This is a genomic window from Anabaena azotica SJ-1 (assembly GCF_047275885.1).
Taxonomy (GTDB): Bacteria; Cyanobacteriota; Cyanobacteriia; order Cyanobacteriales; family Nostocaceae; genus Trichormus_B; species Trichormus_B azotica_A.
In genome coordinates this window covers 2168941-2182164 of record NZ_CP178454.1, presented here as the reverse complement: position 1 = coordinate 2182164, position 13224 = coordinate 2168941, and the positions used below count along the sequence as shown (strand labels likewise).

General features: G+C 39.1%; 12 protein-coding genes. 6 read left to right on the top strand and 6 right to left on the bottom strand.

Features of this window, described 5'->3' with window-relative positions:
• Nucleotides 1–41: 41 nt before the first annotated feature.
• The gene (locus tag ACLLO5_RS09565) at nucleotides 42–665 is read left to right on the top strand and encodes a sigma-70 family RNA polymerase sigma factor (RefSeq protein WP_413176047.1); all 624 of its coding nucleotides are present in this window, start codon (nucleotides 42–44) and stop codon (nucleotides 663–665) included.
• A gap of 101 nt (nucleotides 666–766) precedes the next feature.
• Complete coding sequence (locus ACLLO5_RS09560) at nucleotides 767–1873, top strand: tetratricopeptide repeat protein (RefSeq protein ID WP_413175219.1); 1107 nt, start codon at nucleotides 767–769, stop codon at nucleotides 1871–1873.
• An 82-nt stretch (nucleotides 1874–1955) separates the two neighbouring features.
• Here the strand turns inward: ACLLO5_RS09560 and ACLLO5_RS09555 are convergent, their stop codons facing one another.
• From ACLLO5_RS09555 to ACLLO5_RS09545, 3 genes are all read right to left on the bottom strand, one after another.
• A complete protein-coding gene (locus ACLLO5_RS09555; protein ID WP_413175218.1) occupies nucleotides 1956–2711 on the bottom strand; it encodes a hypothetical protein in 756 nt (251 codons plus the stop codon).
• Between the two features lie 94 nt (nucleotides 2712–2805).
• Nucleotides 2806–3675: a DUF2267 domain-containing protein gene (locus tag ACLLO5_RS09550; protein ID WP_413175217.1), complete on the bottom strand. Its 870-nt coding sequence runs from the start codon at nucleotides 3673–3675 to the stop codon at nucleotides 2806–2808.
• A gap of 119 nt (nucleotides 3676–3794) precedes the next feature.
• Nucleotides 3795–5159, bottom strand: a complete 1365-nt coding sequence (locus ACLLO5_RS09545) for a sensor histidine kinase (RefSeq protein ID WP_413175216.1) — start codon at nucleotides 5157–5159, stop codon at nucleotides 3795–3797.
• Nucleotides 5160–5549: 390 nt separating this feature from the next.
• On the opposite strand from ACLLO5_RS09545, the gene ppk1 reads away from it, so the two are divergent.
• Nucleotides 5550–7715 carry a polyphosphate kinase 1 gene (gene ppk1, locus ACLLO5_RS09540; RefSeq protein ID WP_413175215.1) on the top strand — a complete coding sequence of 722 codons (2166 nt, stop codon included), beginning with the start codon at nucleotides 5550–5552 and terminating at the stop codon, nucleotides 7713–7715.
• Nucleotides 7716–7932: 217 nt separating this feature from the next.
• On the top strand, nucleotides 7933–8343 hold the full coding sequence (locus ACLLO5_RS09535) for a response regulator transcription factor (RefSeq protein WP_413175214.1): 411 nt from the start codon (nucleotides 7933–7935) through the stop codon (nucleotides 8341–8343).
• A gap of 215 nt (nucleotides 8344–8558) precedes the next feature.
• Here ACLLO5_RS09535 and ACLLO5_RS09530 read toward each other — a convergent pair whose 3' ends face one another.
• Entirely contained in the window at nucleotides 8559–8741 is a 183-nt protein-coding gene (locus tag ACLLO5_RS09530; protein ID WP_413175213.1) for a hypothetical protein, read from the bottom strand.
• A gap of 130 nt (nucleotides 8742–8871) precedes the next feature.
• On the opposite strand from ACLLO5_RS09530, the gene ACLLO5_RS09525 reads away from it, so the two are divergent.
• Complete coding sequence (locus ACLLO5_RS09525) at nucleotides 8872–9417, top strand: DUF2854 domain-containing protein (protein ID WP_413175212.1); 546 nt, start codon at nucleotides 8872–8874, stop codon at nucleotides 9415–9417.
• A gap of 287 nt (nucleotides 9418–9704) precedes the next feature.
• Here ACLLO5_RS09525 and ACLLO5_RS09520 read toward each other — a convergent pair whose 3' ends face one another.
• Nucleotides 9705–9965 (bottom strand): chlororespiratory reduction protein 7, encoded by a 261-nt coding sequence (locus ACLLO5_RS09520; protein ID WP_413175211.1) that lies wholly within the window; start codon nucleotides 9963–9965, stop codon nucleotides 9705–9707.
• Between the two features lie 207 nt (nucleotides 9966–10172).
• On the bottom strand, nucleotides 10173–11378 hold the full coding sequence (locus ACLLO5_RS09515) for a histidine kinase (RefSeq protein ID WP_413175210.1): 1206 nt from the start codon (nucleotides 11376–11378) through the stop codon (nucleotides 10173–10175).
• A gap of 279 nt (nucleotides 11379–11657) precedes the next feature.
• Between ACLLO5_RS09515 and ACLLO5_RS09510 the strand changes: the two genes are divergently transcribed.
• On the top strand, nucleotides 11658–13169 hold the full coding sequence (locus ACLLO5_RS09510) for a hypothetical protein (RefSeq protein ID WP_413175209.1): 1512 nt from the start codon (nucleotides 11658–11660) through the stop codon (nucleotides 13167–13169).
• Nucleotides 13170–13224: the final 55 nt, after the last annotated feature.

Below are 13224 nucleotides of genomic sequence, written 5' to 3'. Positions count from 1 at the left end.
CCATTACTCTGTATATTAAAAAAAAATCTACTAAAACACTTGTGCAAATTCCTTCTTTTCCTGAAGCTAATCATCCTCTGGTTAAATCGCTGTTTCATCACAGTGACCAGGAATTACTGACTCTGTTTAGGCGCTATCCCGATGATGGTAAATACTTTACGGTCATTTTTTGCCGCTATAGCCCTATAGTTTACACTTTGATTCAACATTCGGCGCGATCGCCTGTTCAGGCCGATTATCTATTTGCGCTTACATGGCGACATATATACTATGAACTCGGTGGACTCTATCTCACTAACCCAGAAACAGGCGAGGATATATTAACCTTGCAAAACTGGTTAATCAACATGACTGCGTTCTGCATTAATGAAATTAAATTACCACCAACCGAAGCGATTCATTATTCACTCAAGGACACTTCACCACCGTTATGGTGTTATCTAGACCAGTCCTTAGACCAACTACCACCAATATTACGCTTAATTGTCTTGATGGCTCAAACCTTTCACTGGAGTGAAACACGCATCGCTGCTTATCTGCAAGCTGAAGGAGAAAATATTTCTCCTGACGAAGTAGCCAATTTTCTCCAAGAAGGTTATCGTATGCTAGAAGACAAATTACCAGCTGATATTCGCGCTATTTACTTAGGTGAAGATCCCGCTTAAGCTTGACTTAGGTATCAATGTGAAATTAGCTATTTTGTACCTAAAAATTTAAACTTTTGCTTACACCTTTCTGAAAAGCCGGAATTTCACGGTTAATTGTCATGAAACAACTACACTTTTTATCGAATTCTACTATTTTCAATTTACATTATTCCCAGATTTTACAGCAAATTCATAAATTGCCCCAGGGAATTGTTTATACTCTATTATTTACTGCTTTTTTCATACCTACTGCGGCTAATGCTATTGAGATTACCAACCAAATCTATAGTCCTTTAAATCATCCTCTTGGCAAACCATTAAATGTTAGACCAGTCAGAGAAGAAGCTGATAGATTACTGCGTCTGGGTAGACAACAATATGCTTCTGGTTCTGTGGATAAAACCATTGAATCTGGATTACAAGCACTAGAGATTTATCACTCTCTTGGTGACATGACTGCACAGGGTTTAACCTATGATTTACTCGCTGGTGCTTATCTACAATTAGGTAATCTCAAAGATGCGGAAGATGCTATCCGTCGTCGCTTAGGAATAGCGCGTGATAATAAGGATTTTAAAAATCAGATTTTTGGACTGAATAATCTGGCAACTCTGTTGTTACAAAAAGGCGAACCAAAGGCTGCTGGAGAAACTGTTCAAGATGCTTTAGTCATTGCTCGCAATCTTGATGATATTGAAGGACAAGGGCTTTCTTTGAGTAATTTAAGCCTGGTATATATAAGATTGGGTGATTATAATCAAGCTGTTAAATTAGCGGAAACTGCTTTATTTTTTCGCCGTCAAACAGGTAATGTCATCGGTGAAATAAATACTCTTAATAACTTAGGTGATGCTTATTTAATGGCGGGAGATTATGAAAATACCATAGGCGCTTATGGGACAGCGATGCGGTTAGCAAAAATAAATTTTTATCGTCCTGACCAACTACGAGCAATTGATGGTTTAGTGACTGCTCATACTGCTGTTGGTCGTTATGAACGGTCTTTGGAATTACTAGAACAGCGGCTGGCGATCGCTAAATTTTTAAATAGTCCCAACGAAGAACTAAAATATTTCGTATCCTCCGGGGAACTTTATGAAAAAATCCGGGATTATCCCAAAGCACGTAATTTTTATCAACAGGCGCTTTCACTCGCACAAAAATTAGATGACATCAAACAAGAAGCAAAATTGCTCCATATTCTCAATGAATTGAAAGGACGTTAACTGTAAGCAGGTGACAGGTGACAGGTAACAGGTGACAGTGGAGAGGTAGGGAAGCAGGGAGAGAATCAGTAATGACCAATGACTAATTCAAGAATACTGAACCGTTTGATTGAATACTCATTGCTCTTTTATCCTGCTTCATATCATTTGTTTCTTGGAATGTTACTTCCAAAGTTCCCCTTTCTTCAGCAGGTTTAGGTGTCACCATCAAAAAGCCACCATCTTCTCGTTGAAATGTCACCGTTATTGGTGTGCTTAAACCTCGTAGAGTCACATCTGATTTACCTTGTAACTTGCGTGGTGCTGTATCGCCAATGACTTGATAAGTAACATTTGCCCCTGAGTTATTAATTAGCCTGATATTTGCTTTACCATCTGCTAGTGCAATTCTGGCACTGGGGTCTTGTCTTTGTTCTGGTGCGGGTGGTTGTAAGCTGTTGGATGGGGGAAGAGTTGGTACCGTTTGTGCATTATCTCCTGACCGAAACCCGCGTTGAGAACGATTATAAGGCTGTTCACTAAAAATACCGGGATTAGGATTCAGTGCTGATGGTACTGGTGCTTCACCTCCCACACCCAACCTGACTTGGTATGGTGAAGGAGAAGTAGGGACTGGTAGCAACCCAAGTTGCATGAGTATGAGTGTCAAATCATTAGGAGGACAAATGGGGGGGACTATAACCCGAATATTATAAGGTTCTTCATAGAAAATACCGGGACAAGGATTAAGTTTAGAAGTTGTTTCTTGTGCCAAAACTGCTTGGGGAATGATTGGTAAACTCATCAATAATCCACTACAAACAGTCCCAAATAATTTCATATATTTAGGAAAATTCATTATTTTAACTCCTGTGAAAATATTCAGAATTAGGAATAGGGTGTAAGGTGTAGATAAATAATCTTCTCCCTGTCACCTGTCACCTATCACCTACTTACGCTTCTTCCCAAAATTGACGAATTCTCTCAGGTAGCCAGGTAGAAATTTCCTGAATGCGTTCTGGGGATAATTCGTCTTTAGTGGCAGAAAATACAGCTTTAATTACTTGTTCTGCATCTGTATTTGGTGGCATTCCTCCTTCATTTGCTACTCGAAATAAAAAGAGATCGCTATCAATTCCTCTAAAGATTCCTGTAGGTTGTAATGGTGGACGCACACGACTTAAAAATGCCACAATTGGGTTAGTATCATGCCACAAATCGGCAATTTCTAATTGCAGGGATTTATCTTTAGTTATTTCTGCTGCTTCATGTAGTTCTGCTTCCACTCTGTCAGCAGCTTCCGTTGTCATTAAATCTCGCATGACCCGGAAAACAACTTCTGTTAAATCCCTGGCATCAAAAATATCTGTTAAGCCACTTTTAGCCATGATTTTTTCTAAAAATGGCAAATTTTTATCAGCAATAGCTACTGATGGTTTTGTTTCTGCAACCTGTGGTTGATTAACTTCTAATTTCTCTAACAGCTTCTGGCCTTTTTCCGTCATTTCTGCTTGTTTGAAAGTGATCAAATGTGGTAAAGGTCCATCCGGTGCGCCATAAGTATTAGCAATTCGCAGGTCAATTTCCTGGGGATGAATCAAATCAGGAACGTCTTCTTGAGTTGCGTAGGCATTACCTGTAAACTCTGCATTGATATAATGATTTTGATTTAAGTAATCTAAATGTCCTAAAAATTCAGCTATAGTGATTTGATGTCCAGGAAAATCGGCTTGATGAAAGTGAACTTCATGCATTCCCCTGCCAGTTTCATTAATTTTTTTCAGTAAAGTGTAGGTAATATCTTGTCTGATAGTAATTGGCATCTGTCCCTAAACCCAATATTGTTATTTTTTATGTGAAACTATATCTACACTAATAAGTAAATATATTTGTCTCCCTCTATCACAGGAAACAAATTTTGAATAGATGTTTAACTATGAATTTAATACTCAAGAGTGATGGGTAAAATCACAGTGAACGTAGTACCTTCTCCCACAATGCTATCAACTTGAATTTGTCCTTGATGATGTTCAACAATTGCTTGTGCGATCGCCAGTCCCAATCCTGAACCCGTTGTAGTTTCCCGACTTTGATGAGTTCTCGCTGGATCTACACGATAAAACCTATCAAACAACCGTGGTAATGATTCTGGAGGAATACCAACTCCTGTATCAGTGATTTTAATTTGCAAACAAGCCACACCATAACGCACACCAGAAAGCCGTGCTAACTCCACCTGCACTTCTCCCTGAGTGGATGTATATTGCAAGGCATTACCAATCAAATTTGTACATAACCGCACCAATTGATCCCAGTTTCCCAACAAAGTAAACCAATTTTCTTGTAATTCTGGTTCAATTTCCAAGGGAGGATCAACTAAATTTAGAGTTAAGGTAATTTCTTTTTCTTTAGCTACCAGTTGTTGTTCTTCCACAACTTCCATCAGCAAAGCATCCAGGGGACAAGTTGAAAAAACTTCTTGGCTAATTCCACTGTCTTGTCGCGCTAAAAATAATAAATCATTTACCAATCTACCCAAACGCTTGGTTAATCGTTCTACTAATTTTAATTGTTGCTGATAATGAGCAATACTGCTGGTTTCTAAGTCTAAATCAGCCAGTGCAACTTGGACATTAGTTTGAATTAAAGCAATGGGACTTCTCAGTTCATGGGAAGCATCAGCTGTAAATTGCTTGAGACGTTGGTAAGACTCCCCCACTGGTTCCATAGCTTTCCCAGACAGAAACCAACCACTCGCAGCTACTGACAACACCATTAACCAAATTCCTAAAGCCAAATCAAAAATCAACTGACGACTGGGTTTAGTGACTTCAAACCAAGGATGACTCACGCGCAGATATCCTAAAACCTGTCTTCCTATTTCTACCCGATGGGTCACTTGTCGCAGTAGTAGTTCTGAGTCTCCCCATCCTCCCATTCCCACCACACGGACAGTTTCACCCGTATTACTATGAATAGGAATATTTATAGGTTCCCAAAAAGTTGACCACCGTAATTCACCAGTGGGACTAAACCATTCTAGGTCAATGCGATCGTCTTCTGCTGTATCAGAATTATTCCGAAAACTCGCTTCTACATTCACGCGGAGTTTATCAGGTTGGAAGTTTACAGGTTCAATTACCAATGAACGCTCTACTACTTCCACTACATGATTTAATGTATCATCCACCCGTTCAACTAACGTATTACGAACATATAAATAAACCCCAGTGGCAAATAAGAGTAGTAAGATAGCAGTAACAGCAGTGTACCAAAGGGCAAGACGGCGACGGGTGGCTTGGAACATTAGATATGGGAACAGGTAACAGGGAACAGGTAACAGGGAAAATAAAGGCTGAAAGTCTTGTGGTATCTAAGTTTGATCTTAACTACTGTTGTTACCCAACTGACAATTGCTATATTTCCGCGTTGTTAATTATCTCTTAACCAAAACTCACTATATTACTTAAATTAATTGAGTTAAAGCATATTGCAGATAGATGAGGTACAAGATTTTCATAAAAAATCATCAAGTATTAAACGGGTTTTAATTCTGACTCCTTTGCGGGCGAAGCATTCGGGCAATCAGTTATCAACTTTTATCCAAAGCTATTTTCCGAATGCTTCGCCCCTACAACCCCTCCTTTAAATCTTCTCCAGCTTGCTGTGCAACATCTACTAGCCTCTAAAAATAATTATGCCAAAATCCAAAAAGACTAACCCTGCCATTAATTTAAGTGATGCACAATACTATATTAACCGAGAGTTAAGCTGGTTACAGTTTAATAGTAGAGTATTGCATGAGGCTTGTGATGAAAGGACTCCCTTACTAGAACGGCTCAAGTTTTTGGCTATTTTCAGTTCTAACTTGGATGAGTTCTTTATGGTGCGGGTCGCAGCCTTAAAGCAACAGGTAGAAGCAAAAGTCAATCTTTTAACTCCCGATGGTCGGACACCACAACAACAATTAGATGATATTCGGTCATACCTGGGTCCGGTAGTTACAAAACATAACGAACAGTTTGAGCAAGTTTTACAGCCATTGTTGGTTAATCAGGGAATTTACATTTTAGATTACATTGAATTAAATTCAAAACAACGTAGTTATCTGGATAATTATTTTAAAGAACAAATCTTTCCAGTTCTGACTCCTTTGGCTGTTGATCCGAGTCATCCTTTTCCTTATATTTCTAATCTCAGTTTGAATTTGGCTGTGGTGGTGAAGAATCCAGAAACGGAAGAAGAATTTTTTGCCAGAGTCAAAGTTCCCAGTGTTTTACCACGATTTTTACCGCTACCTTCGGAGTTAGGAATTCAAAACAACGGAAAACCCGTGTATTGGACAGGTGTACCTTTGGAACAAGCGATCGCACACAATCTAGAATACCTGTTCCCAGGCATGAATATTCAAGAATGTCACCCCTTCCGCATTACTCGTGACGCTGACCTAGAACTGGAAGAAGACGAAGCCGATGATCTTTTATTAGCCATTGAACAAGAACTCCGCAAACGTCGCATGGGTGGAACTCCCGTCAGGTTAGAAATTAAATCCCAAACACCAGAAGTATTACGTTGTCGGTTATTGCAAGATTTGGAATTAACCGAAAACGATATTTATCAAGTCGATGGTTTATTAGGACTGCGAGACTTGATGTATTTTATGGCTTTACCATTACCAGAACTCAAAGAACCACCACGTCAATCTGTTGTTCCCTACCGTTTACAACGTCTCAGAGAACCAAACATAGATCCCGATTTAGTGGAACTAGAAGAAGGCAGAGATTTCTTTTCTATTATTCGCGAAAAAGATTTGTTAGTACATCATCCCTATCAATCATTTTCCGGCACAGTAGAACGGTTTATTACTCATGCTGCTTGGGACCCAAATGTATTAGCTATTAAAATGACTCTTTACCGGACTTCCGGTGATTCACCCATAGTTAATGCTTTAATTGCTGCGGCTGAAAATGGTAAACAAGTTTCTGTATTAGTAGAATTGAAAGCCCGATTTGACGAAGAAAATAATATTTACTGGGCTAGACGTTTAGAAAAAGTTGGTGTTCATGTTGTTTATGGTTTAGTCGGACTCAAAACCCATAGTAAAATTGTATTAGTTGTGCGACGAGAAAAAGACCGGATGCGTCGTTATGTGCATATTGGAACTGGAAATTATAACCCGAAAACAGCACGATTATATACAGATTTAGGCTTGTTGAGTTGTCGTGAAGAATTAGGTGCAGATTTAACAGATGTGTTTAACTTCTTGACCGGATATTCTCTACAAAAATCCTATCGAGAAATCTTAGTTGCACCGGTGAATATGCGCGATCGCTTTCTGGAATTAATCAAGCGAGAAATCGAAAATGTCAAAAATGGATTTTCCGGTCGCATCGTTGCCAAAATGAACGCCCTAGTCGATCCTGAAATTATTGCAGCCCTATATGATGCCTCCCGTACTGGTGTGCAGATTGACCTCATTATCAGGGGTATCTGCTGCTTGCGTCCTGGACTCAAAGATATCAGTGAAAATATTCGTGTCATCAGCATTATCGGCCGATTTTTAGAACATTCCCGCATTTTTTACTTCTACAACAATAGTCAAGAAGAAATATATATTGGCAGTGCTGACTGGATGCGTCGTAATCTAGATCGTCGAGTGGAAGTTACCACTCCCATCAAAGACCAAGATATTGCTAAAGATTTGCAAGAAATCCTGGGAATTATGTTAGCTGATAACCGTCAAGCCTGGGAACTACAATCTGATGGCAGTTATATTCAAAGACGACCCTGCGATAATTGTCCAGAAGCCAATTCCCAAAAAACTTTCATGTCTATGGCATTACGTTCTACAAACATGACATAAATTTTGAGGACTTTAAAAAGTTGACTATACCTTAAAAATAGTATCAACTTATATTGTTTTATAAAAAGTTATTTTTTGGTGCAACCAGAAATATGACTTCATCATTTCTTCATAATAGAAATGCCATTATTCCCCCTCAAGGTAGAGTCAAAACTGACACCTCTTCTCATACACTATAAAAGCTCTTAGATGTAATATTTTGTAGCCGGGAATGTTAATGTTGTCCTGTGAGTCTTCTTCCTTGCGCGTTCTCTTAGTTGATGATCATGAATTAACTCGCTTAAGCCTACAACTAGCTTTTTCTTGCCAAGAAAATATCCAAGTCGTAGGTTTAGCTAGTAATGGTCAAGAAGCCATAGAAATGGTCAAAAGATCCAACCCTGATGTAATTGTTTTGGATTTACATATGCCAGTGATGGATGGTTGGTGTGCATCAGGTTATATTAAATCCATATCTCCCAATACTCAAATTTTGGCTTATTCTTCAATAGATGATAATTATTTACAGCAAACCAAAGCCATGCCTAATTTTGATGATGTTTGCAAAAAAGAAGCTCCCACAAATGAACTGATTGCTTTAGTTAGGCAACTAGGACTGCGTGCTGCCAAAAATTCATCTGTAGGATGAAAAATTATCCACTTTGAATTTTTGACAGGATTTGAGATTTTAGATTGAGTTTTACTGCTGATTACTGAATCATACTGTATATTTTTATATGACTTGAATCACCCAGCTATATCTATATTCTGGGTGAAAAGATATTTATACCAAACCAAAAATCGTCGGCTTAACAGTAAAATTACAGTTTGCCGACGTAATTTTTATTTCATACTTTGAACGGCTTAATTACTATCCGCTGCGGGAATTGTGCGTTTAAATTCATCAATTAAATCATCTAATTCTTCCAACGCTTGATTGACATCAACTCTCAACGTTCCCAGGTTCGGTTGTTCTAGTAGACTCAGCAAGTAGTCACGCTTGCTTTGTACTGATGCAATTCTTTCTTTGATGGTTTGCAGTTCCATTGTTGTATTCCCAATCTTTAACTATCTTCAATTAAAGTTAACGCAAAATCGGCTGAGGCTGATAGCGCATCTTGGCGTAAGCCACTGATAATAAAACTAAGATGTTAAGAAATTATACTCACCTCAGATCATGCTAGGCAAGATTTCTTTGGGAACACTCGGTTTAACTGTCGGTGGCATATTAATCATAGTCGGCTTTATCGCCTATGGTGCTGATAATGCTACTCTCAATCTCGTGGGATTTTTCTATGGTTTTCCTCTTTTCTTGGGAGGTTTAGCACTCAAAGCCAATGAACTCAAGCCTACACCCTTTAGTCAAACAACCACACCATCAATATTGGATCTCAGAAAACAGCAAGCGACTGTAACTCAAAACAAAATCCGCACGGATATTACACGCTTTTGCTATGGTCAAAAAGCACATTTAGATCGGGCGCTTGCTTATCTAGGTTTGAGTCCTAGCGATGAAGAAAGACCAATAGTAACTGGGTTAAGAGAAACAGAAGTTAATGGTGCTTATTCCTTAATTTTAGAATTTGATTCTCCTCAGATTCCCATAGATATTTGGCAGCAAAAACATGAAAAAATGACTAAATATTTTGCTCCTAATGTTGAAGTAAAAATTACACAGCCCGCTGAAAATAGAATTGAACTGGAGTTAATTAAAATTCAATAGGAATTTATCGGGATTGGGGATTGTTAAAGAGGCAGAAGGACGAAGGCAGGAGGCAGGAGGTAATCCCCATAAATAAATTTAGGGGATTTAATCAGGACGTATTTTTCCTTGCGCCGCGCGTCTCGGAAAAAATATTTTTATTTTTTGCATAAATAAATTTAGGGGCTTTAAACCCTTTTGGCAGAGAACAAAAATTGTATTTTCTTCCTTCTGCCTCCTGCCTCCTGCCCTCTGCCTTTCTTCGGTAATTGGAGATTAGAAAAAACCATTACCTATTACCCAATTCTTTATTTTTCTAAGCGCACTGCATACCACTGTAGATATTGACCAGGGCCAACGTCTAAGTCACAACTGGTATCAATTAAATATTTTGCTTGTTCTGATACTAATTTAAATTTCTGCACATCAGGAGGCAAGTCATCAAATGGCAGTTGCTGTAAAACATTTTCCAGTTTTTCTAATAACTCTGCTACTGTCAAAAATTGTTCTGGTTGGTTTGTTTCTAGAACAACAAAGTGTTCCTCTTGATACATTAATGGATTTGGCATTTTTTAATCTATTTATTAAAGTTATTAAAGGGTAATTAAATTTGTGTGCAGGAAGTCAGGAATCAAGGCAAGAATCAGAATTGATATAGCAGGGAACTCTTAACAGGGAACTCTTAACAGGGAACAGAGTTGAAAGTCTTTTAGTGTATGGATTTTTGACGTTAATTGTGTATCTCATTCAAGTGCATACCGCTATAACTGACCTAATTAAGATGGATAAACTGGTAAAGTAAAATGAAACCATGCACCACCTTGAGGTGCGGAGTCTACCCAAATTTGACCATAGTGCGCTCTGACAATACGTTGACATAAAGCCAGACCAATTCCGTAACCATCTGTTGCTTCATCTCTTTGTAGACGGAAATGATTTTCAAAGATGCGATCGCGGTTTTCTTGAGGAATACCAGGGCCAGTGTCACCAATACTAAATTGGACTTTTTGGGTAGTACGGTGCAGTCCAGCCAAGCTAATCATGCCACCAGCGGGTGTATATTTAATAGCATTATCTAAAAGATTTACCAACACTTGACGAATGCGTTCTGGATCTGCATAGACACGGGGTAAATCATTGGGAATATCAGTTTCTATTTTTTGAGATTTAGCAATGTAGCGATCGCGCAATTCCTCCAAAACCTCCAAACAAAGTTTACCTAATTCCAGCTTTTGTGGAACAATGGGAAACTCTGTGTCATGACCACGACCAACTTGTAACAAGTCGGCTATCATTCGATCAATTATGCGCGTTTGATTTCGGGCTTGTTTTAATAAATGGGCTGTCATCGCTGGTTTGAGACGCTGAAATTCTCCCATTTCTACATTATAGTTAGATTGCAGAGTTTCTATAGCTATAGCCGTAGCTGTCAAAGGATTGCGGAGGTCATGTGCTAACATCGACATCACTCGATCTTTAAATTGTAGCTGTTCTTGAAGTTTCTCTTTTTCCTGCTTCAAGTGAAAAATTTCATCCGAAAGCCTAATCAACTCAGCAGAAACAGCCACAGAACGGATTGTAGACTGAGGAGATGTTCCCCGCCCATCCTCTTCTCTACGTTCTTGTAAATCTTCCTGTAACTTTAAGAAAGCGTCTACAGCCGTTTGCCATCGAGGCCACCAGTTTTTTAATTCGGCTATGATATTACTGCCAGCTAGAGTTTGCTGGGGTTCAGGATGAATTTTGATTAAAGCTGGCGTGGCTATTAATTTAAAATGTTCCGCCAAATATGGTTGTTGCCCAACATCAATAATTTGAAGCTCAAAACTATACTCAGCCTCTAATTCTTTTAAATAAGCACGAATTCGCTGTACCTGTTGGCGGGACTTTGGCCGTCCATCGACAAACAACAGCAGCTGGAGTGGGGCTTCAGAATAGATCGGCTGATCCTGGGAAACTTTCATGTAATCGTGTTTCAACACTGGTAACAACCTGGCAACGCTTTCTTTGAAACTAAGAGTATGGCTTGCGCCTCTCTCGGCAATTCAGGAATTTAGGAGGAAAAAAAGAATAAACCCTTAACTATCAATATCAAAAGTCATTCAATTAGTTTCTCCAATCTGCAACGGAGGCGAGAGTATCACCCGTTACCCACTCAGGGGAAAGTAAAATAAACTGACAGTTGTTGATAGTTGTTGTTTTCTTCCAATTTAATATCTATTTTAGATTTTCATCCTCCTATTCTGATCTGCATTTCTGAAATGAAAAAAATCTTGTTGGGACTTTTGCTTCCTTTTTCACTAATTTCCACCCCTAGCTTCACCTCAGCTATGGAATATAAGTCTCCATTTGCACTAAGTCAAAATTTGGCTTCAGAACAAGAGACTGATAGATTTTATACCACGGCAGCAAGGCTAGTACAGCAGCAGATTTATTTAATTGCTCGACTTGAGCAAGCACTTAACAATCCAGACCCCAACAAAATGAGAGCCGTTCGGGGGCAATTAACTATTAATACTTATTCTGTAGAAAGTTTTCTCAAACGTCAGTACCCAAATCCCAAAACTTTGTGTACTGCAAAAGGAGAGGTTTCTCAACAGTCTTCTTTACCTATGCAGTTAACTGAGTCCCAATCACAAATTTACTGCTCTTTGTACACTTCTAACCAGGAATTATGGAAGTTATCCCCGGTTATAGATCAGTTATTGTCTCGACGAGGTGAGTTAGCCTTGGTTAGACCTCTACCTTTAGTTTCTGGACAACGAAAGTCAGATCCGGTACTTTCTGTGGCACCAGTTCAGCGTCCTGATCTTGACAAACTAGCCACAACTTTTGTTAGTAGAGAACCAAATATTACTTCATCTCCAGTACCAGTAGTTGGTAATGTGGGAAAAAAAGCCATAGCGAACTATGTAGCACCCATCCAACCAGCTATTGGTGTACCAGAAGAGACTATTTTTACTCTCAAAACTGCTGATCAAATGTTGAAAGCAGCCCAAGCAGCATTTCCCCAAAATACTAAATTTATTAATCCTCAAGCAGACGCAGCGATACTTGATCGATTTGCTTACGACATTGATCCCCAAGAAACACAAATCTACGCTCCGTTTTTGGCATTGTCTAACACGGGAATTTTTCGAGTTTTACCTGATTCAGCCTACCGTCATCAGCCTAATACTCTCCAAAATAGATTACTACCAAAAGTTAGTGAGCGTTATCCTTTTCCTGTTGTGGGTGAGGTTAAGGGTGATTTTACTCCCAGTTTAGCATTGAAAATGATGGGTGATAACTTTCAGTTAAGCCATCAAGGAATAGATTATGGCTTCATGATCGATGTGGGTGAGATACCCTTAGAAAAATTGGATGGGAGATTACAAGGCGTTTCTGCACCTATTAGAGATTTATTCCGTAATTACCAGCCGCCGAAACAGTTAAAAGCCTTACAAATAGACAGACAGCGGTTTTTAACAGGGAAAGATCAGAAGTGGTCACAAAATCAAATATTGTTGGCGAGTGCAAAAGCCAGATTAAATCATACCTATGTAGTGCGATCGCTCCAATTCCAACTCCCAGAAATCATCTTAAATCCTCAACCCATTTCCCCACAAAATAGCCGTATTAGGCAGCAATTAGGACCAATACCCAGCAGCGATACCATCATCGCCTTCCGCGCCGTGCGTAGCCGTCCAGACGGCAGCTACACCATTTTGTGGCGAGTCCTCAACCAATTACCAGCACCACAAATTGAAGACTTAGAAAATTATGTGCAGTAGGAGAGGAGTTCAGGAGGCAGAAGGCAGAAGGCAGAAGGCAGAAGGTAATTTATTC